The sequence below is a fragment of the Acidovorax sp. LjRoot38 genome (assembly GCF_964252975.1).
Classification (GTDB): domain Bacteria; phylum Pseudomonadota; class Gammaproteobacteria; order Burkholderiales; family Burkholderiaceae_C; genus Acidovorax; species Acidovorax facilis.
On record NZ_CAXUPT020000010.1, the window covers coordinates 98357 to 122564 of the forward strand.

Annotated in this window: 27 protein-coding genes; 13 read left to right on the forward strand and 14 right to left on the reverse strand. The window is 64.8% G+C overall.

What is annotated here, in order from left to right; translation table 11 throughout:
• Nucleotides 1-239: 239 nt before the first annotated feature.
• Nucleotides 240-866, forward strand: a complete 627-nt coding sequence (locus ACSQ22_RS18190) for a DUF2242 domain-containing protein (RefSeq protein ID WP_228894371.1) — start codon at nt 240-242, stop codon at nt 864-866.
• Nucleotides 867-945: 79 nt separating this feature from the next.
• Here ACSQ22_RS18190 and ACSQ22_RS18195 read toward each other — a convergent pair whose 3' ends face one another.
• Nucleotides 946-1497: an RBBP9/YdeN family alpha/beta hydrolase gene (locus tag ACSQ22_RS18195; RefSeq protein ID WP_436131131.1), complete on the reverse strand. Its 552-nt coding sequence runs from the start codon at nt 1495-1497 to the stop codon at nt 946-948.
• A gap of 143 nt (nt 1498-1640) precedes the next feature.
• On the opposite strand from ACSQ22_RS18195, the gene ACSQ22_RS18200 reads away from it, so the two are divergent.
• Nucleotides 1641-2078 (forward strand): Lrp/AsnC family transcriptional regulator, encoded by a 438-nt coding sequence (locus ACSQ22_RS18200; RefSeq protein WP_306553184.1) that lies wholly within the window; start codon nt 1641-1643, stop codon nt 2076-2078.
• An 80-nt stretch (nt 2079-2158) separates the two neighbouring features.
• On the opposite strand, the gene ACSQ22_RS18205 is transcribed toward ACSQ22_RS18200, so the two are convergent.
• Together ACSQ22_RS18205 and ACSQ22_RS18210 are read right to left on the reverse strand one after the other, a co-directional pair.
• Entirely contained in the window at nt 2159-2719 is a 561-nt protein-coding gene (locus ACSQ22_RS18205; protein WP_436131132.1) for a dihydrofolate reductase family protein, read from the reverse strand.
• Between the two features lie 77 nt (nt 2720-2796).
• A complete protein-coding gene (locus ACSQ22_RS18210; protein ID WP_436131133.1) occupies nt 2797-3687 on the reverse strand; it encodes a LysR family transcriptional regulator in 891 nt (296 codons plus the stop codon).
• Nucleotides 3688-3871: 184 nt separating this feature from the next.
• Here ACSQ22_RS18210 and ACSQ22_RS18215 point away from each other — a divergent pair, with 184 nt between their 5' ends.
• Nucleotides 3872-4582 (forward strand): glutathione S-transferase family protein, encoded by a 711-nt coding sequence (locus ACSQ22_RS18215; protein WP_436131134.1) that lies wholly within the window; start codon nt 3872-3874, stop codon nt 4580-4582.
• Nucleotides 4583-4756: 174 nt separating this feature from the next.
• On the opposite strand, the gene ACSQ22_RS18220 is transcribed toward ACSQ22_RS18215, so the two are convergent.
• Nucleotides 4757-5293: a pseudouridine synthase gene (locus tag ACSQ22_RS18220; protein WP_436131135.1), complete on the reverse strand. Its 537-nt coding sequence runs from the start codon at nt 5291-5293 to the stop codon at nt 4757-4759.
• Between the two features lie 276 nt (nt 5294-5569).
• On the opposite strand from ACSQ22_RS18220, the gene gltS reads away from it, so the two are divergent.
• Entirely contained in the window at nt 5570-6811 is a 1242-nt protein-coding gene (gene gltS / locus ACSQ22_RS18225) for a sodium/glutamate symporter (RefSeq protein ID WP_436131136.1), read from the forward strand.
• Between the two features lie 135 nt (nt 6812-6946).
• Here gltS and ACSQ22_RS18230 read toward each other — a convergent pair whose 3' ends face one another.
• Complete coding sequence (locus tag ACSQ22_RS18230) at nt 6947-7873, reverse strand: peptidoglycan DD-metalloendopeptidase family protein (protein WP_436131137.1); 927 nt, start codon at nt 7871-7873, stop codon at nt 6947-6949.
• Nucleotides 7874-8050: 177 nt separating this feature from the next.
• On the opposite strand from ACSQ22_RS18230, the gene ACSQ22_RS18235 reads away from it, so the two are divergent.
• Nucleotides 8051-9322: a phospholipase D-like domain-containing protein gene (locus tag ACSQ22_RS18235; protein WP_436131205.1), complete on the forward strand. Its 1272-nt coding sequence runs from the start codon at nt 8051-8053 to the stop codon at nt 9320-9322.
• 169 nt (nt 9323-9491) lie between these two features.
• Here the strand turns inward: ACSQ22_RS18235 and ACSQ22_RS18240 are convergent, their stop codons facing one another.
• The gene (locus ACSQ22_RS18240) at nt 9492-9740 is read right to left on the reverse strand and encodes a hypothetical protein (RefSeq protein WP_121419513.1); all 249 of its coding nucleotides are present in this window, start codon (nt 9738-9740) and stop codon (nt 9492-9494) included.
• Nucleotides 9741-10102: 362 nt separating this feature from the next.
• Here ACSQ22_RS18240 and ACSQ22_RS18245 point away from each other — a divergent pair, with 362 nt between their 5' ends.
• The gene (locus ACSQ22_RS18245) at nt 10103-10885 is read left to right on the forward strand and encodes a transporter substrate-binding domain-containing protein (RefSeq protein WP_436131138.1); all 783 of its coding nucleotides are present in this window, start codon (nt 10103-10105) and stop codon (nt 10883-10885) included.
• Nucleotides 10886-10913: 28 nt separating this feature from the next.
• Here the strand turns inward: ACSQ22_RS18245 and ACSQ22_RS18250 are convergent, their stop codons facing one another.
• The 5 genes from ACSQ22_RS18250 to ACSQ22_RS18270 form a co-directional block, all read right to left on the reverse strand.
• Nucleotides 10914-11375, reverse strand: a complete 462-nt coding sequence (locus tag ACSQ22_RS18250) for an SRPBCC family protein (protein ID WP_055398924.1) — start codon at nt 11373-11375, stop codon at nt 10914-10916.
• A gap of 160 nt (nt 11376-11535) precedes the next feature.
• Nucleotides 11536-11853 (reverse strand): DUF2322 family protein, encoded by a 318-nt coding sequence (locus ACSQ22_RS18255; protein WP_218299268.1) that lies wholly within the window; start codon nt 11851-11853, stop codon nt 11536-11538.
• A gap of 264 nt (nt 11854-12117) precedes the next feature.
• A complete protein-coding gene (locus ACSQ22_RS18260; protein WP_436131139.1) occupies nt 12118-12447 on the reverse strand; it encodes a hypothetical protein in 330 nt (109 codons plus the stop codon).
• A gap of 62 nt (nt 12448-12509) precedes the next feature.
• Complete coding sequence (locus ACSQ22_RS18265) at nt 12510-13502, reverse strand: FHA domain-containing protein (protein ID WP_436131140.1); 993 nt, start codon at nt 13500-13502, stop codon at nt 12510-12512.
• A complete protein-coding gene (locus ACSQ22_RS18270) occupies nt 13499-14923 on the reverse strand; it encodes a S1 family peptidase (RefSeq protein ID WP_436131141.1) in 1425 nt (474 codons plus the stop codon). The genes ACSQ22_RS18265 and ACSQ22_RS18270 overlap by 4 nt, the downstream gene beginning before the upstream one ends.
• A gap of 71 nt (nt 14924-14994) precedes the next feature.
• Between ACSQ22_RS18270 and ACSQ22_RS18275 the strand changes: the two genes are divergently transcribed.
• Nucleotides 14995-15939, forward strand: a complete 945-nt coding sequence (locus ACSQ22_RS18275; protein ID WP_436131142.1) for a M14 family metallopeptidase — start codon at nt 14995-14997, stop codon at nt 15937-15939.
• A gap of 258 nt (nt 15940-16197) precedes the next feature.
• The gene (locus ACSQ22_RS18280) at nt 16198-17319 is read left to right on the forward strand and encodes a hypothetical protein (protein WP_228894417.1); all 1122 of its coding nucleotides are present in this window, start codon (nt 16198-16200) and stop codon (nt 17317-17319) included.
• 93 nt (nt 17320-17412) lie between these two features.
• Here ACSQ22_RS18280 and ACSQ22_RS18285 read toward each other — a convergent pair whose 3' ends face one another.
• The 3 genes from ACSQ22_RS18285 to ACSQ22_RS18295 form a co-directional block, all read right to left on the reverse strand.
• Nucleotides 17413-17730 carry a hypothetical protein gene (locus tag ACSQ22_RS18285; RefSeq protein WP_228894418.1) on the reverse strand — a complete coding sequence of 106 codons (318 nt, stop codon included), beginning with the start codon at nt 17728-17730 and terminating at the stop codon, nt 17413-17415.
• Nucleotides 17731-18201: 471 nt separating this feature from the next.
• Nucleotides 18202-18621: a hypothetical protein gene (locus tag ACSQ22_RS18290; protein ID WP_436131143.1), complete on the reverse strand. Its 420-nt coding sequence runs from the start codon at nt 18619-18621 to the stop codon at nt 18202-18204.
• Between the two features lie 302 nt (nt 18622-18923).
• Complete coding sequence (locus ACSQ22_RS18295) at nt 18924-20747, reverse strand: glutamine--tRNA ligase/YqeY domain fusion protein (protein ID WP_436131144.1); 1824 nt, start codon at nt 20745-20747, stop codon at nt 18924-18926.
• 172 nt (nt 20748-20919) lie between these two features.
• On the opposite strand from ACSQ22_RS18295, the gene ACSQ22_RS18300 reads away from it, so the two are divergent.
• From ACSQ22_RS18300 to ACSQ22_RS18320, 5 genes are all read left to right on the forward strand, one after another.
• Complete coding sequence (locus ACSQ22_RS18300; protein WP_055393575.1) at nt 20920-21273, forward strand: hypothetical protein; 354 nt, start codon at nt 20920-20922, stop codon at nt 21271-21273.
• Nucleotides 21274-21508: 235 nt separating this feature from the next.
• Nucleotides 21509-21985 carry a type II 3-dehydroquinate dehydratase gene (aroQ, locus tag ACSQ22_RS18305; RefSeq protein ID WP_010460374.1) on the forward strand — a complete coding sequence of 159 codons (477 nt, stop codon included), beginning with the start codon at nt 21509-21511 and terminating at the stop codon, nt 21983-21985.
• Nucleotides 21986-22015: 30 nt separating this feature from the next.
• Complete coding sequence (gene arfB / locus ACSQ22_RS18310; RefSeq protein ID WP_228894420.1) at nt 22016-22432, forward strand: alternative ribosome rescue aminoacyl-tRNA hydrolase ArfB; 417 nt, start codon at nt 22016-22018, stop codon at nt 22430-22432.
• A gap of 145 nt (nt 22433-22577) precedes the next feature.
• On the forward strand, nt 22578-23420 hold the full coding sequence (locus tag ACSQ22_RS18315; protein WP_228894421.1) for a DODA-type extradiol aromatic ring-opening family dioxygenase: 843 nt from the start codon (nt 22578-22580) through the stop codon (nt 23418-23420).
• 38 nt (nt 23421-23458) lie between these two features.
• Nucleotides 23459-24130 (forward strand): alpha/beta hydrolase, encoded by a 672-nt coding sequence (locus ACSQ22_RS18320; protein WP_055393569.1) that lies wholly within the window; start codon nt 23459-23461, stop codon nt 24128-24130.
• Nucleotides 24131-24208: the final 78 nt, after the last annotated feature.

Sequence of the window (24208 nt, forward strand, 5' to 3'; positions counted from 1 at the left end):
TCTACGGGCTGCTGCAAATTGATACCTTGACGCGTGCAATGCCCGAAATGGTGCGCAGGGCGTGCGTGCAGGGCTTTGGGCTGTGGTTACCACGCTTTCAGCCCCTCCACGGGCAAGGGCGTTGTGCCAGGCTGGGCATAGGGCTTTCTAGAATCGACGGGAACCGGGTGTGGTGCAGACTGTCAGAACGCCATGGCAGCCGTTCTGCGCCGCTATGGCAACCGGAAATGCCCCCCGCAATGACGACTTTCTTGATGATGTTGATGACCCCGAAGGAGTGCCCGCCCTTGCGTTTGTGCCTTTTCCCGACCCGCTTTACTGTTCGTTCTGGCGCCGCTGCAGGTAGCTTGGCTCTGGCCGCATTGCTGGCAGGCTGTGTGGGCACCACGCCCAAGACGTTTGGGGTGCAGGAGAGTTTTGGTTCGGTGGCCACCTACTCGCGCCTGTTTGACGCCACGCCCGCCCAGACCTGCGAGGCATCGCGCCGCGCGCTGCTGAGCCAGGGCTACATCATCTCCACCCACCAGCCGGAGCTGGTGGAGGGCAAAAAGAGCTTCCAGCCCGAAGCCGAGTCGCACCTGCAGATGGTGGTGCGCGTGGTGTGTGTGCCCGAGGCCAATGACGGCAAGGTCAGCCTGGGCTTTGTGACGGCGCTGCAGGACACCTATGCCCTGCGCAAGACCAACAACTCGGCCAGCGTGGGCGTGGGCGCCATCGGGTCCGTGTCGCTGCCGTTTTCTGCCAGCAGCGAATCGCTGGTCAAGGTGGGCAGCGAGACCATTTCCAAGGACGCTTTCTACGAGAGCTTCTTCGATCTGGTCAAGCGCTACCTCGTGATGGACCAGGCACAAGCCATCGGTGGCTGACGCGGAGGTTCCAGGCACTGGGGCCTGAGCGCTCTGGGCCTGCGCTCTCAGAGGGGCGTGGCAATCCCCGCAGCGGTTCTCACTCTCCGCGCCAGCGCGCCACCAGCTCCCATCCCTGCGGCCAGTCACCCAGGCCACTGTCGGCATTGAGGTGGCCCCGCGCACCCAGCACCACGTGCTCGGCGTTCCAGGCGCTGGCGCACTGCGCCGAAAAGCCTGGGGTGGAATACGGGTCGCAGGTGCTGCTCATCATCAGCACCCTTCTTGGCAGGTTGGGCTGGGTGGGCAGCACGGCAGGCAGTGGGGCAAAGCCTTTGGCGTCGGCCGGAAAATTCGGCCCCCCGGGGTCTGGCACCGCCACCAGCAGCAGCGCATGCAGGGGCCGGTGGTGGCGCGCGGCCCAGTGCGCCGCGACCAGGCAGCCCAGGCTGTGTGCCACCAGGATGGGGGGCTGGGGCGATGCAGCAATGGCGTCATCGAGCGTGCGCACCCAGGTGTCGCAATCGGGGTGGTCCCAGTCGGCCTGCTCCACCCGCGCCACGCCCGCGTGCCGGGTTTGCCACAATGACTGCCAATGTGTGGGGCCCGAGTTGTAGATGCCCGGAATCAGCAAAACAGGTCGCGTCGTCATTCAATGTCCTTGTTCTCAAAGCAGATCCATCACTGCCCGCCAACAATAGGAAACCGCCGCTGTTCCGGCCAGGGGGGCTCATCGGAAATCGCCCGCCCAAACCTTGAAGTCATCGTTAAGAGCCTGTTCAAAGAAAGCACCCCGTGGAACTGGACAAAAAAGACCGGCAGATCCTCATGGCCCTGCAGCACGACGCGCGGCAAAGCCTGTCGGCGCTGGGCAAGCAGATCGGCCTGTCGCAGCCTGCGATGAGCGAGCGTGTGAAAAAGCTCGAAGACGCGGGCGTGATTGCAGGCTACGCGGCCCGCATCAACCTGGCCGCCGTGGGCCTGGGCCTGCAGGCGGTGGTGCGGGTGCGCACCACGCATGAGCACATCCAGCGCTATGTGTTGCTGTTCCAGTCCCTGCCCGAAGTGCTGGATGTGGTGCGCGTGACCGGCGAAGACTGCTTCGTGGTGCGCTGCGCCTTCGGCCAGCCCGCCGACCTGGAGCGCGTGGTGGATGCGCTGGCCGCGTTTGGCAGCGTCTCCACATCACTGGTACTGTCGCACCCGGTGAACAAGGCGGTGCCGCTGGGTTAAGAATTTTTGCGTCCAAAGAGTCGCTGACGCTTGATGGATAAGCGCAAATAGCTATAAAAACAATAGCTTCAAGAGAGTGGCTATGGGTTGCGTTGCGAGGCTGGCGGCACCTTGTACCGCAGCTCTGCAAAGATGCCGCCCAGCGTTGTCGCCGACTGCAGGCGCAGCGCCGGTTGTGTGATCCGGCGTGGCAACAACGGCTTGCCCGCACCCAGCGTGACGGGGGCGATCTGCACGATCAGCTCGTCCAGCAGGCCCGCGTCATAAAACCGCCCCACCAGTTCGCCCCCGCCCACGATCCACACATTGCGCCCCGCTGCGGCCTGCACCATGGACTGGTGCACGGGCCGCACATCGCCACGCACAAAGCGCACATCGGCGCCCGGGATGGCGCGCAGCGTGCGCGTGCTGAACACCCATGTGGGCTGCACGTAGGGCCAGGGCTGGCCTGCGTCGATGGCGTGTTTCAGCATCCATTCGTAGGTGTGCGACCCCATGGCCAGCGCCCCCACGTCGCGGATGAAAGCGGGGTAGCTGGAGCCCTCGATCTCGCCGAACTGCAAGAGCCAGCCAAGGTCATGGTCTGCCGTGGCAATGAAGCCGTCGAGGCTGGATGCGCCGTAGAACTGTGTGAGGGTCATGGCGGCGCACTGTAGAGACCGGCTGCTGACAACGTGCTGGCAGCAAGCTGGGAGGGCGACGGGAAGGCCCGAGTGCGTCAGGGCAACTGCACCGTCTCCGCCAGATGCCCGTACACCGTGGCAATGCGCCGCAGGTGCCGCGACTCGGGGTGCGTCAGCAGCCACAGCTCGGTTTCACAGTCGGCCAGCGACCCGGTGAGGGGGCGCAGGTCGCTGCGGCCCTGGGCCAGAAAGAGGGGCAGCACCCCCACGCCCATGCCCAGGGCCACCAGCTCCATCACGGTGAGCAGGCTGTTGACGCGGTAGGTGGGCTGCGCCTTGGGGTATTGCTTTTTGCGCCAGCGCACCGAGGGGTGGTCGGGCAGCGCGTCGTCGGGCGCAATCCAGGCTGCGCGGCCCGCCTCCACGTCGGACAGGACCAGCGGGCTGGCGGTGCCTGCGTACAGCGCGGATCGGATCATGCCCAGTTGCCGACCCACCAGGTGTTGTGGCGGACGCTTGGTGGCGCGCACGGCGATGTCGGTGTCTCGGCGCGTCAGGCTCACCAGTTCATTGCCCGCATGCAGTTCGTACACCAAGGCCGGGTGCCGGGGCTGCAGCACCTGCAGGGCGGGGGCGATGAGGCCGTGCAGGAGGGTGTCGGTGGTGGAGATGCGCACCGTGCCCGACACCTGCTCGGGCTGCGCCTGCGTGGCCGTGCGGGCGGCCTCCAGGGCAGCTTCCACGCGCTCGGCCTGCTCGGCCAGGGCCTGGGCCAGCTCCGAGGCGCGGTAGCCCGCGCGCGAGCGCTCGAACAGCGACTGGCCCAGCCCGCGCTCGATGCGCTGGATGGCACGGAACACCGTGGACGCATCCACGCCAAGCCGTTCACCGGCTGCTGCCAAGGTGCCGGTGCGCACCATGGCCAGCAGCACTTCCAGCTCTGCGGCGCCCAATTGGTATTGCGTGAATGCAATGGATGTTTTCATGTGTGCTTATTTTGTTTGCGCTAATGCAATCATAAATTCTGCTGGTCGCCATACGTCGGTAGATACACCAACGGGCGATGCCAACCCTCTCGCCATAGAAAGCCCGCCCCATGAAACGCACCTGCACCTGCATTGCCCGCCTGTTGAATACCCTCTGTGCCCCACACGCTCAAGGATGGACGGCATGAGCTCGCGAACAGCCGCACCCGCACTCACCCTGGTCTCGCATGCGCTGTGCCCCTACGTGCAGCGCGTGGCCATCGTTCTGCACGAAAAGGGGCTGGCGTTTGAGCGCCGCACCATCGACCTGGCCCGCAAGCCCGACTGGTTTCTGGCCATCTCGCCGCTGGGCAAGACCCCGGTCTTGCAGGTGCAGGGCCAAAGCCTGTTCGAGTCGGCCGTGATCTGCGAATACCTTGAGGAGGTGGCCATGCCCGTGTTGCACCCGTCAGATCCGCTGCAACGCGCACGCCACCGGGCATGGATGGAGTTTGGCTCTGCCGTGCTGAACACCATCGGCGGCTTCTACGCCGCGCCGGATGAGGCCACGCTGCAGGCCCGCGCGCAGGACCTGCGCAGCCGTTTTGTGCAGATCGAAGAGGCCCTGGGCCAGCGCAGCGCGCCGGGGCCGTACTTTGCCGGGCCGGACTTTGGCATGGTGGATGCGGTGTTCGGCCCGGTGTTCCGGTACTTTGACGTCATCGACACCTTGCCGGGTGTGGATGACCTGGGCCTCTGGCAGGGTTTGCCGCGTGTGCTGCACTGGCGCGCTGCGCTGGCTGCGCGCGTTTCAGTGCAGCGGGCCGTCGGCGCGGACTATGCCGAGGGCTTGCGTGCCTTTTTGCTGGCGCGCGGCTCGGCACTGTCGCGGCGCATGCAGGCGGTGGCCGCGTAGGCTAGGGATCCTCTGCACGAATCACCGCGCCGCGTGCCTCTGCGGCCTCGGGCGGTCTGCCGCGTTGCAAGTACTCGCAATAGCTACGGCTATTGCTGCGCCTTGCGCCTTGCCGCCCATCCCGATCCGCAGCTCACACTTACCGCTCAATTCGTGCAGAGGATCCCTGGCGGTTCAATCCGCCCAGGTGCCCGGCGCCAGCCCGTCCAGCGTGTACGGCCCGATGGCCGCACGGATGAGCCGCAGCGTGGGGTGGCCCACGGCGGCCGTCATGCGGCGCACCTGGCGGTTGCGGCCTTCGCGGATGATCAGCTCGATCCAGGCAGTGGGGATGGCTTTGCGCTCGCGGATGGGCGGGGTGCGGTCCCACACCGCAGGCGCGGGCTCCAGCAGCCGTGCGCGGGCGGGCAGGGTGGGGCCGTCGTTCAACACCACGCCGCTGCGCAGCGCGGCCAGCGCGGCCTCATCGGGGACGCCCTCCACCTGCACCCAGTAGGTCTTCTCCATCTTGAAGCGTGGGTCGGCAATGCGGGCCTGTTGCTTGCCGTCGTTGGTCAGCAGCAGCAGGCCCTCGCTGTCGGCATCCAGTCGCCCGGCCACGTATACGCCGGGCAGGTCGATGTAGTCCTTCAGGCCCTGCCATTTGCCCTCGGCCGTGAACTGGCTGAGCACGCCGTAGGGTTTGTTGAAACGGATCAGGCGGGTTGTCATCGACGACGCGGTGGGAGAGGTGAGGGTGGATCGGGGGGCGCAGGGCTGCCGAGCATAGCCGCAGCGAGGGAGGAAAGAACCAGTGTGGCGCTGAGTGAACAGGGTGGCGTCTGACACCCGCTTCATCCTCCGGCCTGGTCGGGGAGGCGGAGCTTGACAGGTAAAATAGGCCTCCAGCGCTACGCTAGCTTGCGCTGGCAGCTATTTAATCCATAGCTGATTCATCTGGGCAAGTGTTGCCTGACCCTCTCATCCAGGCCTCAAGGAGACACCGCCATGACCACCATTGAACTCGACATTGCCCAGACCATCGGCATCGCCGCCGTGCTGCTGGTGGTGGGCGATTTCATCAAAAACCGCGTCGGCTTGCTCTCGCGTTACTTCATTCCCGGGCCCATCATCGGCGGACTGGTGTTTTCGCTGATTGCGCTGGTGGGCCACCAGACGGGCCTGTTCACCTTTCAGTTCTACGACAACATGCGCGCCTTTTTGCTGCTGTTGTTTTTCACCACCATCGGCTTTTCGGCCAGCTTCGAGCTGCTCAAGAAAGGCGGTGTCGGCGTAGCGCTGTTTCTGGCCGCCGCCGTGGGCCTTGTGGTGCTGCAGAACCTGCTGGGCGCCGGGCTGGCTGCTGCGCTGGGCGTGCATCCGCTCATCGGCGTGGCGGCGGGGTCCATATCGCTCACGGGTGGGCACGGCACCTCGGCCGCGTTTGGCCCGCTGCTGGAGCAGGCGGGCGCCGCAGGTGCGTTGCCCGCCGCCATTGCAGCGGCCACCTATGGCCTGGTGGCGGGTTGTGTGATTGGCGGCCCGCTGGGCACCCTGCTGATGCGGCGCAATGGCCTGCACACCTCGGGGTTGGCTGCGGGCGTGCCAGCCGGTGCCACCGCCACGGCGGCTGGCGCCGTCGACGCCGCCAATGCCTCCACCGCCCGCCTTGCAGCCCCGGCCCCCATGGGCAACAGCGACACTGTGATGTACGCCAGCATCCTGATTGCCGTGTCCATCGGGGCAGGCACGTTGCTGGTCAACTGGCTCAAGGGCCTGGGCATTACGCTGCCTTCGTACCTGGGCCCGATGCTGGTGGCGGCGGCGGTGCGCAACATCATCGACTGGCGCGACAGTGCGCTGCCCCTGCGTCAGTTCGAGGTGGTGGGCAATGTGTCGCTGGCGTTCTTCCTGGCCATGGCGCTCATGTCCATGAAGCTGTGGGAGCTGGCCGAGGTGGCCGGGCCGCTGCTGGTCATCCTGCTTGCCCAGACCGTGCTGATGTTTGCGTATGGCTACTTTGTCACCTTCCGCGTGATGGGGCGCGACTATGACGCCGCAGTCATCGCCGCCGGCCACTGCGGCTTTGGCATGGGCGCCACGCCCAACGCCATGGCCAACATGCAGGCGTTCACCGCCGTCAATGGCCCATCGGTGAAGGCATTTTTTGTGATCCCGCTCGTGGGCTCGCTCTTCATCGACTTTTTCAACGCCGTGATCATCACAGGCTTCATGAATTACTTGAAGTGACCCCCTGAGCCGCTTCGCGTCTTCCCCCGTAGGGGGACGCCTCCAGCGGCCCGGCGAAGCCGGTTCCGCGGTGGCGCTGGTAGGGGCGCGCCCCCTTCAAGCGCTGTTGGCCCGCAGCGACGGTGGATACCGAAACTACACAGCCACAAACAGCGCAGGGTCCACCATGGTTCTGTTCAGCATCACGCCCCAGTGCAGGTGCGGCCCGGTCACGCGGCCGGTGGCGCCCACCTTGCAGAACGCGTCGCCCGCCTGCAGCACATCGCCCACGCGCACATCCATGCTGCTCAGGTGGCAGTACATCGTCAGCAGGCCCTGGCCGTGGTCCAACCACACCGTGCCGCCATTGAAGAAGTAGTCGCCCACGTCAATCACCCGGCCTGACAACGGTGCCACGATGGGCGTGCCCGTGGCGGCGGCAATGTCCATGCCGCTGTGCGGATTGCGCGGCTGGCCGTTGAACACGCGCCGCAGCCCGAACGAGCTGGACCGCCGCCCACGCACCGGCACCCGCATGCGCAGCGATGGCAGGGCCACACCGGCGGGCTGCTCGGTGAAGGTCGCCATCACCCGCGCCTGGTGGTCGCGCTCGCGCTCGTAGCGGGCCTGGTCCTCGGGTGAAAGGTCTACCGTGCGCGGCGATACCTTGAGGTGCTGCTCCTTGTATTGCTTGGAGGCTACGGCGTAGTGCACCAGGCGCGGGCTGCCGCCGCCTTCGGCCAGCACGGTGATAAACGCATCGCCGGGTGCTGCGGCCAGCGGTATGCCCACGATGGCTGTCCACTCAATGGCATCGCCCACCACCCGCAGCGGCACATCCACATCGCCCTGGCGCACCTGCGCCACCGGCCGTGTGGCCGCCGGGCCCAGCGACAGCCGCGCCACACCCCCGGGCACCTGCAGCGCCTGGGGCCACACCGTGGGCGCGGGTGGCAAGGGCTTGGCGTGCAGCAGCTCCACCAGGGCGGGCTGGGCGAGAAGGCCCGCCGTGCCGATCAAGGCGCTACGGCGTTTGATGGGGATGGCTGGGCGGATGAGGGCAGGGCGGGCAGGTTCAGACACGACAGGGCAACGGTAAGAAAAAAGCGCGGGGGGATGGCAAGCGTGCTGCAGCCGCGCGTGCACGGCGAGCACCCCGCAATTGTGCCGCCCAGCGTTGGCGGCGTCCGCCTACATCGCCACCCCCAGGCCGCCACCTACCATCGCGCCATGCCACCTGCCGCCCCCCGCCGCTTCACCATGTTCACTGTCTTGCTCACGGCCCTGGCCACGGGGGCCCTTGTCTTGTTGGCACTCAACTTCACGGCGGGCGAGAAAAAGGTGCAGCAACAGCTGCCGCGCCTGTACAACACCGCCCACCCGCAGTTCGAACGTGCCCTGGGCAGTCTGCTGGGCCCGGGCATTGTGGGCGGCAATGCGGTGACCGAGCTGCTCAACGGCGACCAGATCTTTCCGCCCATGCTGGCCGCGATCAAATCCGCGCAAAAAAGCGTCACCTTCGAAACCTACATCTACTGGTCGGGCGACATCGGCAAGCAGTTTGCCGACGCCCTGAGCGAGCGCGCCCGCGCGGGTGTGTCCGTGCATGTGCTGCTCGACTGGGTAGGCAGCGCCAAGATGGAAGAGAGCTACCTGGCCGAGATGAAAGCGGCCGGGGTGCAGATCGAAAAATTCCACAAACCCCACTGGTACAACCTGGCCCGCCTGAACAACCGCACCCACCGCAAGCTGCTGGTGGTGGACGGACAGGTGGGCTTTACCGGTGGCGTGGGCATTGCGCCTGAGTGGACGGGCCAAGCGCAAGACCCGGAGCACTGGCGCGACTCGCACTACCTGGTGCGTGGCCCCGTGGTGGCGCAGATGCAGGCCACGTTTTTGGACAACTGGCTCAAGGTCACCGGCAAGGTGCTGCATGGCGAGGCGTACTTTCCGGCCATCGCACAAGACCCTCCCGTGGGCACGCAAAAGGCGCAGATGTTCTCCAGCTCGCCATCGAGTGGCAGCGAGAGCATGCAGCTCATGTACCACCTGGCCATCACCGCGGCCGAGCGCAGCATCGACCTGTCGGTGGCGTACTTCGTGCCCGATGAGCTGACCCACAAGTTGCTGATGGACGCCTTGGCGCGCGGCGTGCGCCTGCGCCTGGTGACCCCCGGTGAACACACCGACACCGAAACGGTGAAGGCTGCATCCCGCGCCACCTGGGGCCCGCTGCTGCAGGCCGGTGCCGAGATTTATGAATACACGCCCACCATGTACCACTGCAAGGTCATGATCGTGGACCAGCTGCTGGTGTCGGTGGGCTCCACCAATTTTGACAACCGCTCGTTCCGCCTGAACGATGAGGCCAACCTGAACGTGTACGACGCGGCGTTTGCGCAGCGCCAGACCCAGGTTTTTGAAGACGATATCGAGCGGTCACGCCGCGTGACCTACCAGGCTTGGTTGGACCGGCCGCTGCGCGAGAAGGCTCACGAGAAATTGACGGCCTTGCTGCGGTCGCAGTTGTGATGGAGTTTGAATGAAATCAGGTGCTAGCGCTTTTGGGTAAAGCGCCAGACGCTATCAATAGTGTAGTTTTCTGCGTCTGATGCGGGGGCGAAGACGCCGCCTGGATTTTCCAACCCAAGCAGGCATTTGCCCCCAATGTCCCGAGTTTCAAACTCGGGACCCTCGTCCATCAGTGCGTCACAAACTCATACGTCACTGCCTCACTGTCCACCATGTCGAGGATGTCGTCCAGCACATCTTCATCTTCGGTGCTGGCCCACAGGTCTTCAGGGTCTGCCGCAAACAGGGGTTCGATGGCAATGTCCATGAACTTGCCGTCGGGCAGCTTGATGACAGGCGTGCCCTCCGAGGTGTCGACCAGCTCCCAGTCGTCGGGCACGGTCATTTCGAGTTGGATGGTGACGTTGAGTTTTTTCATGGCGATTCCTTGTTGCTAACCGGGCAGGGTAACCCACTTTGAGAAGAATGGGCGTTTAGCGCTTATTGCACCAGCGCAATGTGCTATAAAAAATAGAGCATTTGAAGAGGCCTTGTACCTGCGCAGCCTGGCACCGATACGGGGCGGGCTGCATGGCACGCCACTTGCGTTGCTTGGAGCCTGCTGGTGTCGAAGCCCGCAGGTGCTCATGACCCCCCGCAAATGCTCGCGCAGAAACCACCAACGACCACCCCGTGCATAACGCTGCGGGATGCACCCAGGCCTGCTGTATTGTTGGTGGCGATTCCCGTGCCAGGCACCCCCTTCACCAAACTGTCCCTCACCCACCGGAGAACCTCGAAATGATCACCCAAAAAATCCTCGTCGTGGCCGCAGCCGCCGTGGCCGCCACCCTCGCCTTCAGCCAGACCGCGCAAGCCGGCCCCCGGCTCGACAAGATCATGGAGGCCAAGGTCATCCGCGTGGGCACGCCCGGCGACTACCGCCCGTTTGCCATCAAGACCGACGCGGGCTACAGCGGGCACGACATCGACGTGATCGAGACCATGGCCAAAGAACTGGGCGTGAAGATCGAATACGTGCCCACCACCTGGCCCAACCTGGTGAAGGACCTGCAGGGCGACAAGTTTGACGTGGCGGTGGGCGGCATCACCCGCAACGTCAACCGCATGCGCATCTTTGACATGCTGCCCGGCTACGCTCCCTTTGGCAAAGTGGCCCTGGTGCGCGCGGCCGACAAGGCCAAATACACCAGCGTGGACGCCATGAACCAGCCCACCGTGCGCGTCATCAAGAACCCCGGCGGCACCAACGAAACCTATGTGCTGGCCAACCTCAAGGCCGCCCAGGTCAGCACGCACGACAAGAACGCCGAGATCCCTGCGCTGATCGCCGAAGGCAAGGGCGACGTAATGATCACCGAAACCTACGAAGCCCTGCACTACGCCAAGGCCGACCCCCGCCTGCACGCCTCGTTTGTGGATGCGCCGCTCACGCCCAAGAACTACCTGGGCTTCATGTTGCCCACCGACGACGCTGACTATGTGCGTGTGATGGGCTTTGTGTGGGGCCTGGTGGACAGCCGGGGCACCATCAAGCAGGCGGCAGACAAGTGGCTGAAGTGATCAGGGCCTGAGGCTTTGGGCGTCTGGATTATTCGCCCGGAATCTCTGGCTCCACCAGCAGCGCCAGCAGCTGCAGCGACTCCTGCCAGCCCACGTAGCACATCTCCGTGGGGATCACCGCCGGGATGCCCGCCTGCACGATGGACACCTCGGTCCCCGCGATCACCTTTTTCAGCTGGATCGTGGTGCGCATCTCGCCCGGCAGGTTGGGGTCGTCAAACCGGTCGGTGTGCACGATGCGCTCGCCCGGCACCAGCTCTACATACTCGCCGCCAAACGCATGCGTGCCGCCACTGCTGAAGTTGGTGAACTGCATGCGGTAACTGCCGCCCACGCGTGCGTCCATGCTCAGCACCCGGCCGGTAAACCCGTGGGGCGGCAGCCATTTGCACATGGCGTCTGGGTCCAGAAAGGCGCGGTAGATGCGCTCTGCCGGGGCGCGCAGCACGCGGTGCAGGGTGACGGTACCGGTGTTGGTGTTGGTCGTCATGCTCGGGTCTCCTTGGGATGCAGATCTGTGGTGGATGAAAGCGTGAACCGCCAAACCATATCGGTTATTCAACGTGTTCACACCCCAACGACGAACGGACCTGCGCGTTTTCGACACGCTGCTGTTGTAACGGCCAACTTTTTGGCAAAGCCTCAGCCTTTCAGGCCACAACCGTCCGCACCCCAAAGCTCTCGCTGCCCTGCGCCCAGGCCAGCAGCCGGTCAATGTTGGGGTGCTTGCCGGGGAAGGTGCGCGCATCGGCTACATGCTCGGCATACCACTCCAGCCCCAGGGTGGCGGCCGCAGGCGTGATGCTGCTACCGTACAAGGCAGCCAACGCGGCATACACCACCAGCGACCCGGTCTGTCCGGGCTTGTTCTCGATGGTGGCCAGCACTTGCCCATCCGGGCCCAGCAGGTGCAGGGCGGTGAGGTGGCTGGCGGAGGGGAGTTGCTTCAAGCGGTCTGCGAAGTTCATGGTTGTCAATGAAAATATGAATGAAATTGGTCTCTAGCGCTTTATGAGTAAGCGCTAGTAGCTATGAATAGATGAGTATTTTGGCGGTTGATTGCATCAAGCCGCTGCGGCCGCGGTGCAGCTTCACAAGGGAGGTGTTCGATGGAGCCACCAACTTGCCCGGGTTGAGGGATTGGTGGAGTGCGCTGCCATACCCATATTGGGGTGGATCATTCCTTTTTGGGTTTCTTCGGGTCGGAATGAACCCAGACTCCCTAGCACGCATCACGCCTGCCACACCCCAAACCCCGCCGACCGCAGGTCGATGCCAATCTCGATCTCCCGGTCCACTGCATCCTCGTAGCTCATGGGGTTGAAGCCTTCGTACAGATCGGGCAGCAGGCGCAGGCCGTATTGCGTCACAAACCGGTTGGCCTGGATGCCCGCCTTGTGCTTGTCAAAGCGCACATCCGGGTCCAGCCCGGTCATGCCCACATACACGCAGGGCTTGCCATCGATGTAGCCCGGGTTGCACCGGCGAAAGCGCGGCTCCAGCAGCACGTCCTTGGAGAGTTCGACCACGTAGACGTGGTGGTGGAGCTTGCGGCGGCGCATGGGTGGATGGGATAGACGCGGGTAGTAGGGCTGCGGTGTAGCGTTCTGCGCGGTGCTACTTTTTACTCGTCATCGTCCGCCTGGCCGTCATCGCTCAGGCGGCGGTCCAGCTTGCTGCGCAGCGACTCGGTTTCTTGCAGAAACTGCTCTACTGGCACGGCCGGGGCCACGCGCAGGCTGGGCGGGAACAGGCTGCTCATGTAGAGCGTTTGCGACAAGCGCATGTTGTTGAGCCACTGCGCACCCAGCCACGACGGCACGCCCAGGGCCACTACTGCAGCCACCATCCACGCCAGGCCCACGCGGCGGCGCGGCAGCACGGTCGCCAGGTGCGCATACAGCGCACCAGCCAGCACCAGCACGATCAACACACTGGCGAACTGCGAAAAAACCTCCAGCGAGAAAACGAATGCGGTCAGGTGGGCCACCAGATGCACCACATCCACCCCCAGGGCCGCAGCGCAGGCTATGCGCACGTGGCGCCAGAACTGCAGGTGGCCCGCAAACACCTTGTTGGCCGCTGCCCACACGCCCGACCAGGCGCCCAGCACCACCAGCAGCGTGAGCAACACGCCCGGCACAGCCTTCAGGTATTGCGAAGTGTCGCGCGCATCCAGCCACGACTCCCCCAGCCCCGCCAGCAGCACCAGCGCCACCAGCACCGCCGTGGTGCCCACCGTGCGCCACGGAAACTGCGGCAGCGGCTGCTCGTCGGCAATCGGCGCATCGGCCAGGCGCAGCGTGATGTGGGTGTGGCCCAGGTCGATAGGCGTGGCGTCGGGCCAGTCAAAGCGCTCGCCCTGGGCATGCTGCTTGCGCTGCAGGCGTGCGCCGTTGCGCGTCTCCAGCACCTCGATCTGCACGGTGCGTGGCTCATTCACCGCGCGGTCGATGCGCAGGTGCCGGGGCGCTACAAAAGGGTCGTCCAGCACGAGGTCGCAGTCCAGCGCCCGGCCTACTGTGATGGGCCAGCGCGTGATGGGTGCGCGCGCCAGCAATGCGCCGTGGCGGTCAAAGGCTTCGATAAGCCCCAGGGTGGTCGGCATCGTGCTCATGGTGCGGCCTCCCAGCGGAAGGCCTTGAGGTAGTGGCTGGCCAGCTTCATGCCGTTGTCAAAAGCAATGCCTTGCACGTCCAGGCGGCCCAGCACGCCTTGCGTAGGCTGGTTGATGGACGCGGCCAGAACCGTCATGTTGTACAGACCGGGCAGCTTGCGATAGGCCGACAGGCAGACCACCGCGCGCAGCGGCAGGCTACCGGGGTCCACAAAGCGCTCGCTGCACTCTGCGGCCGTCTGGTGGCGGTTGCCGCGCCGCTGCAGCTGTTCGTTGGCAAAGCTCTGGGAAAACATCCGGGCGAACCGTGCAGCGCCCAGGGTGGGGGCGTTGTAGGCCTCATAACTCAGGCGCACTGCGCCTGTGTTGAATTCACCCGCCACCACATCGCTGTCGGCCCGGCATTGCGTGCGCTCCAGGTTCAGGCCCGGAAACGCCGGGTCGCGCCCCGATCCCCAGCACCGCGCCAGCGCGTCGTCGGGGACGGGCACGCGGTAGTTTCCGTGGCGCTGCTCGCGAAACGGTGCTTTCAGGAACCGGTCTGTCAGAAGCTGCTGGTGCTCCATCAGTTGCCGCGTCATCTCGGCATGTGCGGCCTGGGTGATGGGCTGGGCGTTGGCCGCACGCTGCACCAGCGCCTGCGCAAACTCGGCCGGGATCAGAAAGCTTACCTGCTCGCCGTCGAGCCGCTTGGCCACGTTGACGCCCAGCACCCGGCCCGCATCGTCCACCGCCGGGCCGCCGCTCATGCCGGGGTTGAGCGTGCCGCCAAAAAAGATGCGCGGGTAAAAGCTGCGCTTGACCAGCCCGTTGTAGGTGCCCTCGGTCACGGCAAAGCCGATGTCCAGCGGGTTGCCCAGCGAGTAGATGCGCTCGCCCTGTGCCAGCGCCTCGTCGGCGGGCCGAAAGCCCAGCACCGGCGCAGCGGCCGTGCGGCCCTTGGCGCGCAGCACGGCCAGGTCGCGCTGCACGTCAAACGCCAGCAGCTCCACCTCGCCCTCCTGCCCCTCCATCGTCACGTACACACCCCGGTAGCGCTCGGGCTCCAGCGCCAGCTGGCTGGCCACGTGGAAGTTCGTCACGATCAGCCCATCGGCCGATACAAAAAACCCCGAGCCAATCGACGCCTGCGTGTTGGCATTGCGCAGCAGCGTGCGGATCTGCACCAGCTTGTCGCGCGACAGCTCATAAATGCGCCGCGCATCGCGCGACAGCAGGGCGGCATCCGCCCCGGTGGGTACAGAGGCTGCAGCGGCCCCCGGTGGCGGTGTGGTGCCGTCTGCCGGGTAACTGCCCGCAGGGCGAGTTGCCGGGGGGGCGGCGGGTGGAGGGGCATTCTGTGCGTGGGCCACCAGGGCGCAGAGCAGCAGAACCAAGGACGAGGTAGCCAGCCGCAGGGGCCGGATCAGGGGGAAGGGCATCGCGGTATTCTATGAATGCCCTGCACCGCCCCAGGTTCTGCCTGGGCAATCCATCCAACACCCACGCACCCATGCCAGAAACCCACACCTATCCCATCGGCACGCCCGGCCAGCCCTGGGGCGCCGCAGAGCGCGACCAGTGGCGCGCGCGCCAGGTGCGCCAGCGCAGCTACGCCGACGACGTGCTCAATGCCGTGGAGGCACTGCGGGGCCGGTTTGATGTGGAGCTGTATGGCGACGTGGTGTATGCCAACGACCAGCTCCCGGCCGAGCGCTTTCCGCTGCGCGCCATTCGCAGCCGCAACTGGCAACCCGGCCTGCCCAGCGTGCTTATCACCGGCGGCGTGCACGGCTACGAAACCAGCGGCGTGCACGGCGCACTGCGTTTTGTGGATACCCAGGCCGAACGCTTTGCGGGCCGTGCCAACCTGCTCGTGGTGCCCTGCGTCAGCCCCTGGGCGTATGAGCGGTTTCAGCGCTGGAACTTTGACGCCATCGACCCCAACCGCTCGTTCAAAGAAGGCTCCTCCGCGCAGGAATCCCTCGCCCTCATGCGGCTGGTGGCGCAGCACCAAGGCCAATATGGTCAGTTCACTGCCCACATCGATCTGCATGAAACCACCGACACCGACGAATCCGAATACCGCCCCGCCGTGGCCGCGCGCGACGGCAAGGTGTTCGAGCCCGGCAGCATCCCCGACGGCTTCTACCTGGTGGACGACACCGAGAACCCGCAGCCCGCCTTCCAGCAGGCCATCATCGAGGCCGTGGGCCGCGTTACGCACATTGCGCCTGCGGACGACAAGAACGAAATCATCGGCTCGCCGGTGGTGGCCCCCGGCGTGATCCGCTACGAATTCAAGGCCTGGGGCCTGTGCGCGAGCGTCACGGGTGCGCGCTACACCACCACCACCGAGGTCTACCCCGACAGCCCCCGCGCCACGCCCGAGCAGTGCATCGCGGCGCAGGTGGCGGCGGTGTGCGCGGCGGTGGAGTTTGTGTGTGGGGTGCAGTAAACCTGTGTCGTTTTTTTTTTGAGTCAAATTGGCCTCTACCGCTTGAAGGATAAGCACTGATAGCTATAAAAATAGAAGCAAATGGCGCTGAGGCGCCAAAGCTCAAGCCCACCTACCCCCCGCATTTAGAGCGGCTAACAAAGCTCAGCGAAGCGGTTCTGGCTAGACGCTGCGTCGCAGGCAGTACGCGCAATACAACAAGACGCGGCAACGACGCCAGAAGAGTTTTGTTAGTCGCTCTAAAAGGAAACAACGCCCATGGACTGGCCCCAGATGCTGGATACCTTCGCCCGCATGCCCGCCGCCGAGCAGCAGGCCTGGTGGCGCATGGCCGCCGGGCTGCTGGCCCTGGTGGTGGCGCTGCTGTGGCTGGAGAGCCGCTACTTCAAGTCCAGCCGCCGCGTGGGCAGCTGGCTGGCGGTGCGCCTGGTGTCGGTGCTGGCCGCGCTGCTGGCAGTGGCGACGGTGCTGCTGCCCGCACGCGCCGTGGGCGGGCCCGCTGCGCTGGGCGTGTTTGTGCTGTCGCTCTACACCCTGGGGCCGGTGGTGTGGTTTGGCGGCCATGTGCTGGCCGGGCGCTGGGTGCGGCCCGCACTCTCGCGCGCTGAAAGCCTGGTGCTGGGCCTTACCGGCCTGGCCATTGCCGCCGTGCCCATCTACGCCAGCCTGCTCGCGCAAAGCGCCCTGCAAACCGCAGCACGCGACGTGGCCCAGCGCCGGGAGCTGCCCGCCAGCAACCCCCCGCTGGCCCACACCGTGCAGCCCGTGCAGCGCTACCACCTGCCCGGCGTGGGGCTCATCTACACCCAGTCACTGCTGGGCACCCCCGACAACCGCCTGCTGCGCGTGGAGCAGCGCCACGGCGGCGGCCGATGGCCCACGCACCCCCACCCCGTGGCTCACCCCAGCTACTGCACCCACGGCAACGACGTGCACCTGATGTGGTCCGCCCAGGAACCCCCACCCTACCTGCGCCTGCACTGGGCCCAAAGCAACGGCGCACCCACCAAGGCCGAATTCACGCCCCAGCAGGTGTTTGACCCGGCCACCCCCGTGCCCGACTTCCCCCTCACCCTGCGCCCCGACGGCGCCGACCCCGCCGCCCCCATGGCGCGCGAAAGGGCGTACCTGGTGCTGGTGAAAGAGGGGCAGGCGGCGCAGCCGCAACAAGCTCCGACGCAGCAACCGCCGCAGACCTACACCCAGATGCTGGGCAGCCCCCCCGAAGCAGGCGAGGTGCGCACGACCGATTGCGTGATGGCGGGTTTCCAGATCACCCCCACGGTTGCCAAACAAGGCTGGCAGGTGCAGGCCATGGGGCTGGTGTTTCAGCTCTCCACGGGCGGGCAGCCGTTGCGGGCGTTGGTGGAGCGGAAATAGAGGCGAAATGGGCCATTTCCGCCTGATGGTATTGCCTTTTCTGCTATCAAATTGAAAGCAAAAAAGGGTTTGATGCATGAGTGCGAGTGCTTCTTACGGATTGCTTCCCAACGCGCCCAGCAACCGCGCACTCACCTCGGCCGCATCCAGCGTGGCGAATGCCATGTTGTGCTGTTCCGTCAGCGGCCCATGGCCCGGCTCCATGCGGCCCGCAGCGTCGTAGCCCATGGCCTTGAACTTCCACACCCCGCCAACCAGCTTGAGCGAGCCCACATGCGCGCCATCGGCGGTGTGGACTGCCACTGCGGCGGCGTTGATGGGCAGCAACTGCAAGGGGCCTGCCAGCGGGCCGGGCGGTATGTGGGCGAAGGTGGGGGTGAAAGTGAGCGGCAGGGGTGAGGAAGGGAGCATGGCGGTGTCTCTATCGCAAATGGCGTGGCGCTTGCGGCGCGGTAGCTCGATCTCTGCCCGGTGTGTCGCGTGTTGTGGGTGCTTTGCCGACCGATCGCAGGTTTCGCTCTGCACCCCGTGGGAGACTATGGGCGGTTTGCATGGATCATGCAATTGGTCTCTAGCACTTATCTGTCTCTGGCGGCCAGGTGTAGCCGGTGGCTACTGGCCGGTGCCGGTCCCTAGGCTGGGCCACCATCAATCCTTGAGGCTCACCCCCAGGTTGTCCAGCTTTTGCATACGAGTCCCTGCGTTTTGCGGCCTTTGCAGCCGTTTCCGTGGCGGCTTGGACTGCCTTGGGCCCCTTGTTCGCCGCAGCTTTGATCAATCCGAGCTTGTGAGCGGCATCTGCCTGCGCCCGCTGGAAAGTGGCGATGAGTTCAGCATGGGCAACGGATGAGTTCACAAGGACTTTCCTTTCCATCAGCGTCATCACCCTTGAAGGGTGACGTTGGTGCGAAGCAAGGCGGTTCTCAATTCGCGAGTAGCCGGTTTTGAAATATCCACCTTTTGAACAGCCACGTCGAACGGTGAGCCCGGCCTGATGCTGGTTGGCAGTATCTTTTTTGCTGGATTCTTGGCGGGGTACGTGCCCTGACCCGGACACATGCGAACGGAAAACCCGAATTCTTCGAGCGCACCTTTTGCATACAACTCTGCCAGTTGTTGAAACGTCACGAAGGTTGAACGTTTAACGTCTTTGAATCCTGGCTGGCTGATGTCGCGAACGATCTCAAATTTACCGAGTGAATCTCGCTGTGTATCGGTAAACGGATGCAGTAAGAAGGTCTGACGAACGCCATTCTTTTTGGACACCAGGGTGTGCTCGACGGCGATATCGGTTAGCAGCATGTTGTTTTCCTCGCTTTTCAAGCTGCAGCTTGCACAGCAGCATCATTCGCCATTCCGCCCAAAGTCGCAGACTGTGTTTTCACACCAAGCTACTGGGTAGCTGATGTCCTACCCCTTGAGATGCGAAGTGTTCGACGCAGAAAATTCTCATCTGAAGGCGGGGACTTTGACTAAACGGCAGCAAATGACAGATCCATATTGCACAGTGACAGGTCGTTTCGCATCGAAAGCTGTCATCAGTCCAAAAGAAAACGGCCAGCAAATGTAGAAATTTGCTGGCCTTCTTTCCAATCAGGAGGTAATCACTTCCCCCACGAGTCCTTCAACCCCACCGCCAAGTTAAACACCGGCTTGCCCGCCGCATGGTCCACCCGATCCGCCACAAAGTACCCATGCCGCTCAAACTGGAACTTGTCGTCCGGCTTGGCGTTGGCCAATGACGGCTCCACGATGGCCGTCACCACCTTCAGGCTGTTCGGGTTCAGGCTTTCAATAAAGTCCTTGCCGCCCGCGTCGGGGTGGGCGTCCAGGAACAGGCGGTCGTACATGCGCACTTCGGCGTTCACGCCGTCGGCCACGCCCACCCAGGTGATGGCGGCTTTCACCTTCACGCTGTCGGCGCCGGGGGTGCCGCTCTTGGTGTCGGGCACCACGGTGGCCAGCACTTCGGTGATGACTCCGTTCGCATCCTTGGTGCAGCCGGTGCATTCGATGACGTAGCCGCCTTTCAGTCGCACCTTGTTGCCGGGGAAGAGGCGCTTGTAGCCCTTGGGCGGCACTTCTTCAAAGTCTTCGCGTTCGATCCAGACTTCCTTGCCGATGGTGAAGTGGCGCACGGGGCTTTCCACGCCTTCGGGTGGGTGGGGCAGGGCGGGCAGGCTGCAGGGCTCCAGGTGGCCTGCGCCCATCACGTCGTCCCAGTTGGTCAGCACCAGCTTGACGGGGTTGAGCACGGCCATGCCGCGGTGGGCTTTCAGCTCCAGGTCTTCGCGCAGGCAGCCTTCCAGGGTGCTGTAGTCGATCCAGCTGTCGGATTTGGTCACGCCGATGCGTTCGGCAAAGGTCTGGATGGAGGCGGGCGTGTAGCCACGGCGGCGCAGGCCCACGATGGTGGGCATGCGGGGGTCGTCCCAGCCGCTGACCTTGTGGTCGTACACCAGCTGGGCGAGCTTGCGTTTGCTGGTGATGACGTAGGTGAGGTTCAGGCGCGCAAATTCGTACTGGCGGGGGGGCGGGCTGGCCAGGAGGCCGCCTTCGGTCAAGCGCTCCAGCAGCCAGTCGTAGAAGGGGCGCTGGTCTTCAAACTCCAGCGTGCACAGGCTGTGGGTGATCTGCTCCAGCGCGTCCTCGATGGGGTGCGCGTAGGTGTACATGGGGTAGATGCACCAGGTGTCGCCCGTGTTGTGGTGGGTGGCGCGGCGGATGCGGTAGATGGCCGGGTCGCGCATGTTGATGTTGGGGCTGGCCATGTCGATCTTGGCGCGCAGCACCATGGAGCCATCTTCGTGCTGGCCGTCGCGCATTTCGCGGAACTTGGCCAGGTTTTCGGCCGGGGTGCGGCTGCGGAAGGGGCTGTCCACGCCGGGCTTGCTGAAGTCGCCCCGGTTGATGCGGATCTGCTCCACCGTCTGTTCGTCCACGTAGGCATGGCCGGCTTCGATCAGGTACTCGGCGGCGCGGTACATGAAGTCGAAGTAGTCGCTGGCCTGGTAGGGAGCGGCGTCGGGTGCGCCGTTCCAGTCAAAGCCCAGCCATTTCACCGCGTCGATGATGCTGTTGACGTATTCGGTGTCTTCTTTTTCGGGGTTGGTGTCGTCAAAGCGCAGGTGGCAGATGCCGCCGTAGTCGCGCGCCAGGCCAAAGTTGATGCAGATGCTCTTGGCATGGCCCACGTGCAGGTAGCCGTTGGGCTCGGGCGGGAAGCGGGTGCGGATCTTGGCGGGGTCGGGCTCGCCCTGGGCGTGGTGGGCGGCGTCGCCGGGGGTGCCTGCCCAGCGGCGGTTGGTATAGGTGCCTTTTTCCAGGTCATGCTCGATGATCTGGCGCAAAAAGTTGCTGGGCTTGACGGTTTCAGGGGCCGCAGAAGTTGCAGTGGCGGCGGTATTGGCGGGGGAGGGGGTGCTCATACAGCCATTTTAGGCGCCGGTTTCGTGATGGTTTACGCATAGAAACAGGCGCGTATACGTCCAGACACAACGTAAAGACGATTTTGTGCCATCCTTTTGCCTACTTGGTGCGTTATGTACCGGTGAGGTGAGTCCATTTGGCTGGCTGCCCTCGCTCAAACAGGAGATTTCCATGACGAAAACCCGTTCTATCTATGCCATGGCCGCTTCGGCTGGCGTGGCGCTGGCATTGCTGGCCGGCACGGGCGCAGCCCAGGCCCGCGACGTAAATTGGTCGGTTGGCATTGGCGTGCCTGGCGTGGTGGTGGGGGCCAGCAATGGCTACTACGCCCCCGCCCCGGTGTATGTGGCACCGCCCCCGCCCGTTTATTACGCGCCCCCTCGGCCCGTGTACTACGCGCCTCCCCCCGCGTATTACGCACCGCCCCCGGTCGTGTACTACGGTGATCGCGGCTACCGCCACCATCGGCACCACCGCCACCACGGATATGGCCATGGGTATGGCCACGGCCGCTGGGATCGTTGATCCCTGGTCTGATCCGCTGGCAGCCTGACCGGGTTGCCGCGTTGTGTAACCAACCTCTTGGGCGCCAGTCGCTCACAGGCAGCGTCTTTGCACAGGCTGCCTTTTACAGCGGCCCTTCGGGGCCGCTTTTCTTTTGACGCGGGAATTTTGGCGCGCGCACGGTGCGCGCGGGGCGCCGCATAATCGCGCACTCTGGCCTGCCAGCGTGGCAGGCGCAACGCCCCCGGAGTGCCGCATGTCTGTGAAGAAAAAAACCGTTTTTGTCCTGAATGGCCCCAACCTGAACCTGCTGGGCACGCGCGAGCCCGCTGTGTATGGCGCGGCCACGCTGGCCGATGTCGAAAAGCTGTGCGCCGATGCGTGCGAGCGCCATGGTTTTGCGCTGCGCTTTCACCAAAGCAACCACGAAGGCGCGCTGGTGGACTGGATTCACGAGGCAGGCCGCCTGCACGCAGCGGGCGAGCTGGCAGGCGTGGTGATCAACGCCGGGGCCTACACCCACACCAGCATCGCGTTGCACGATGCCACCAAGGGCACGGGCATCACGCTGATTGAGCTGCATATCAGCAATGTGCATGCGCGCGAGGCGTTTCGCCACCATTCGTACATGGCGGCAGCCGCCAAGGCGGTGATGTGTGGCTTTGGCGTGCTGGGCTATGGCCTGGCGATTGACGGCCTGGCGCAGTTGCTGGCCCAACAACCTGCGGCCTGACGCGGGGCGGGCAAGGGGGTAGATAGATAAATGAATCCCCCATTGCCCCTGCAGGTGTCTGAGGACGAGGTGGAGATCACCGCCATGCGCGCCCAGGGCGCGGGTGGGCAGAACGTCAACAAGGTATCAAGCGCCGTCCACCTGCGCTTTGACGTGGCAGCATCGTCGCTGCCCGAGGACGTGAAAGAGCGCCTGCTGGCCCTGCGCGACACGCGCATCACGCAAGAGGGTGTGGTGGTCATCAAGGCCCAGCAGTACCGCAGCCAGGAGCAAAACCGCACCGATGCGCTCGCGCGGCTGAACGCGCTGGTCAACACTGTGGCTGTGCCGCCCCGGGTGCGGCGCGCCACCAAACCCACCTACGGGTCGAAACAGCGGCGGCTGGAGGGCAAGACCCAGCGCAGCGAGACCAAGGCACTGCGGGGCAGGGTGCGCGACGGGTCTTGAACCGGGGCTCCCTGTGTGGTGGGTATCTCCACGGCCATCGTCCATGGCGCATTGGTATCACTTGTAGAACAATCTGTCCGGCCAGCAGGGCTTGGTATCAGGTGCTATCAGTCCTACATTCATTGCATTCACGGATGGAATTGCCATGACTGCCTTTGCCCAAGCCCCTCTCACTGCGCCCGCTGTGGTTCCCGCCTTGTTCGTATCGCACGGCGCGCCGCTGTTTGCCATCGATGCTGGCACCACCGGCCCCGCGCTCACGCAGTGGGGTGAAAGCCTCAAGGCGCAGTATCCTGGCCTGCGGGGTGTGGTCATCATGTCGCCGCACTGGATGGCGCGTTCTGCCCAGGTCATGACCGGCCCGCAGCCCGCCACGTGGCACGACTTTGGCGGTTTCCCGCCCGCGCTGTACCAGCTGCAATATCCCGCCTCAGGCTCGCCTGCGCTGGCGCAAGAGGTGCTGGGCTTGCTGCAGGCCGCCGGTGTGGCCGCAAAGGGCGATGCCGCGCGCCCCTTTGACCATGGCGCCTGGGTGCCGCTGATGCATTTGTTCCCGCAGGCCGATGTGCCCGTGGTGCAGGTGGCTCTGCCCGTGGGCGCTGGCCCGGCCGATGTGTATGCACTGGGTGCCGCGCTACGCAGCCTGCGCAGCCAGGGCGTGCTGGTGGTGGGGTCCGGCAGCATGACGCACAACCTGGCCGAATTCTTTGGCGGCGAGCGTGCGCCCGCGCCCTACGTGCTGGAATTCAGCCGCTGGATCGAGGATGCGCTGGCCCGTGGCGACATGGCCGCGCTGCTCAACTACCGTACCCAGGCCCCCCATGCCAGCCGCGCCCACCCGACCGAAGACCATTTCTTGCCCATCTTCTTCGCGCTGGGCGCGGCGGGCGACGATCTGCACGCAAACTACTTGAGCCGCGAGGTGATGTACAGCATGCTGTCGATGGATGCTTTTGCCCTGGAGCCTGTCGCAGGACGGGCGGTTTAAGTAAGTTTTTTAGCTAAAAATGCCGCTGGCGCTTGTCTATGCTCAATCTACCGCTCACATTTTTGCAGCGACCCGCTGCTTCCACCACCCCCCGCCCCTGGCTGCTGGTGCTGATGCACGGCGTGGGCAGCAACGAGCAGGACCTGTTCAGCCTGGCGCCGCAGATCCCGGATCGGTTCCACGTGCTCAGCCTGCGCGCACCGTTTCGCATGGGGCCGGGCGCGCACGCGTGGTTTGATTTTTCCATCGAGCCCGGTGGCGAGCGCACCATCAACGAAGAGCAGGAAGCGCAAAGCCGAGCCCTGGTAGCCCAGGCGGTCGAGTCTGCCGCCGAGCAACTGGGCATTCCGCCCGAGCGCGTGGTGGTGGGCGGCTTCAGCCAGGGCGGCATCATGGCGCTGTCGCTGCTGCTGACCCGGCCCGCGCTGATGCAGGCCGCGCTGGTGTGGCACAGCCGGCTGCTGCAGCAGGTGGTGCCTTTGAGTGCGCCCGCCGACGCGCTGCGAGGCAAACGGCTGTGGCTGAGCCACGGCACGCACGACAACGTGATCCCCCTGGCCCACGCGCAGGCCATTGCGCACCACATGGCGCCGCTGCCGGTGACGGTGACGTACCACGAGTTCCCCAGCGCGCACGAGATCCGACCTTCTGAGCTGGCGGCCACGGTGGCGTGGCTGGAGTCGCTGTCGACAACGCCAACGGCGTTTTAGTCGCGGGGTTCCGGGGCGCGGTCTACATCGCGTTACCGGCGCCTCATCCAGCAGGTTTCCAATCAAGCAGATCCCCAA

Coding starts and splice junctions, on each gene's coding strand:
- ACSQ22_RS18270 (WP_436131141.1), bottom strand. CDS start 14,923: ATGCCCTTCCCCCTGATCCGGCCCCTGCGGCTGGCTACCTCGTCCTTG.
- ACSQ22_RS18245 (WP_436131138.1), top strand. CDS start 10,103: ATGATCACCCAAAAAATCCTCGTCGTGGCCGCAGCCGCCGTGGCCGCC.
- ACSQ22_RS18285 (WP_228894418.1), bottom strand. CDS start 17,730: ATGCTCCCTTCCTCACCCCTGCCGCTCACTTTCACCCCCACCTTCGCC.
- ACSQ22_RS18275 (WP_436131142.1), top strand. CDS start 14,995: ATGCCAGAAACCCACACCTATCCCATCGGCACGCCCGGCCAGCCCTGG.
- ACSQ22_RS18205 (WP_436131132.1), bottom strand. CDS start 2,719: ATGACCCTCACACAGTTCTACGGCGCATCCAGCCTCGACGGCTTCATT.
- ACSQ22_RS18240 (WP_121419513.1), bottom strand. CDS start 9,740: ATGAAAAAACTCAACGTCACCATCCAACTCGAAATGACCGTGCCCGAC.
- ACSQ22_RS18260 (WP_436131139.1), bottom strand. CDS start 12,447: ATGCGCCGCCGCAAGCTCCACCACCACGTCTACGTGGTCGAACTCTCC.
- ACSQ22_RS18265 (WP_436131140.1), bottom strand. CDS start 13,502: ATGAGCACGATGCCGACCACCCTGGGGCTTATCGAAGCCTTTGACCGC.
- ACSQ22_RS18195 (WP_436131131.1), bottom strand. CDS start 1,497: ATGACGACGCGACCTGTTTTGCTGATTCCGGGCATCTACAACTCGGGC.
- ACSQ22_RS18320 (WP_055393569.1), top strand. CDS start 23,459: ATGCTCAATCTACCGCTCACATTTTTGCAGCGACCCGCTGCTTCCACC.
- ACSQ22_RS18280 (WP_228894417.1), top strand. CDS start 16,198: ATGGACTGGCCCCAGATGCTGGATACCTTCGCCCGCATGCCCGCCGCC.
- ACSQ22_RS18290 (WP_436131143.1), bottom strand. CDS start 18,621: ATGCTGCTAACCGATATCGCCGTCGAGCACACCCTGGTGTCCAAAAAG.
- arfB (WP_228894420.1), top strand. CDS start 22,016: ATGAATCCCCCATTGCCCCTGCAGGTGTCTGAGGACGAGGTGGAGATC.
- ACSQ22_RS18250 (WP_055398924.1), bottom strand. CDS start 11,375: ATGACGACCAACACCAACACCGGTACCGTCACCCTGCACCGCGTGCTG.
- ACSQ22_RS18235 (WP_436131205.1), top strand. CDS start 8,051: ATGTTCACTGTCTTGCTCACGGCCCTGGCCACGGGGGCCCTTGTCTTG.
- aroQ (WP_010460374.1), top strand. CDS start 21,509: ATGTCTGTGAAGAAAAAAACCGTTTTTGTCCTGAATGGCCCCAACCTG.
- ACSQ22_RS18220 (WP_436131135.1), bottom strand. CDS start 5,293: ATGACAACCCGCCTGATCCGTTTCAACAAACCCTACGGCGTGCTCAGC.
- ACSQ22_RS18315 (WP_228894421.1), top strand. CDS start 22,578: ATGACTGCCTTTGCCCAAGCCCCTCTCACTGCGCCCGCTGTGGTTCCC.
- ACSQ22_RS18190 (WP_228894371.1), top strand. CDS start 240: ATGACGACTTTCTTGATGATGTTGATGACCCCGAAGGAGTGCCCGCCC.
- ACSQ22_RS18300 (WP_055393575.1), top strand. CDS start 20,920: ATGACGAAAACCCGTTCTATCTATGCCATGGCCGCTTCGGCTGGCGTG.
- ACSQ22_RS18215 (WP_436131134.1), top strand. CDS start 3,872: ATGAGCTCGCGAACAGCCGCACCCGCACTCACCCTGGTCTCGCATGCG.
- ACSQ22_RS18295 (WP_436131144.1), bottom strand. CDS start 20,747: ATGAGCACCCCCTCCCCCGCCAATACCGCCGCCACTGCAACTTCTGCG.
- ACSQ22_RS18210 (WP_436131133.1), bottom strand. CDS start 3,687: ATGAAAACATCCATTGCATTCACGCAATACCAATTGGGCGCCGCAGAG.
- ACSQ22_RS18255 (WP_218299268.1), bottom strand. CDS start 11,853: ATGAACTTCGCAGACCGCTTGAAGCAACTCCCCTCCGCCAGCCACCTC.
- gltS (WP_436131136.1), top strand. CDS start 5,570: ATGACCACCATTGAACTCGACATTGCCCAGACCATCGGCATCGCCGCC.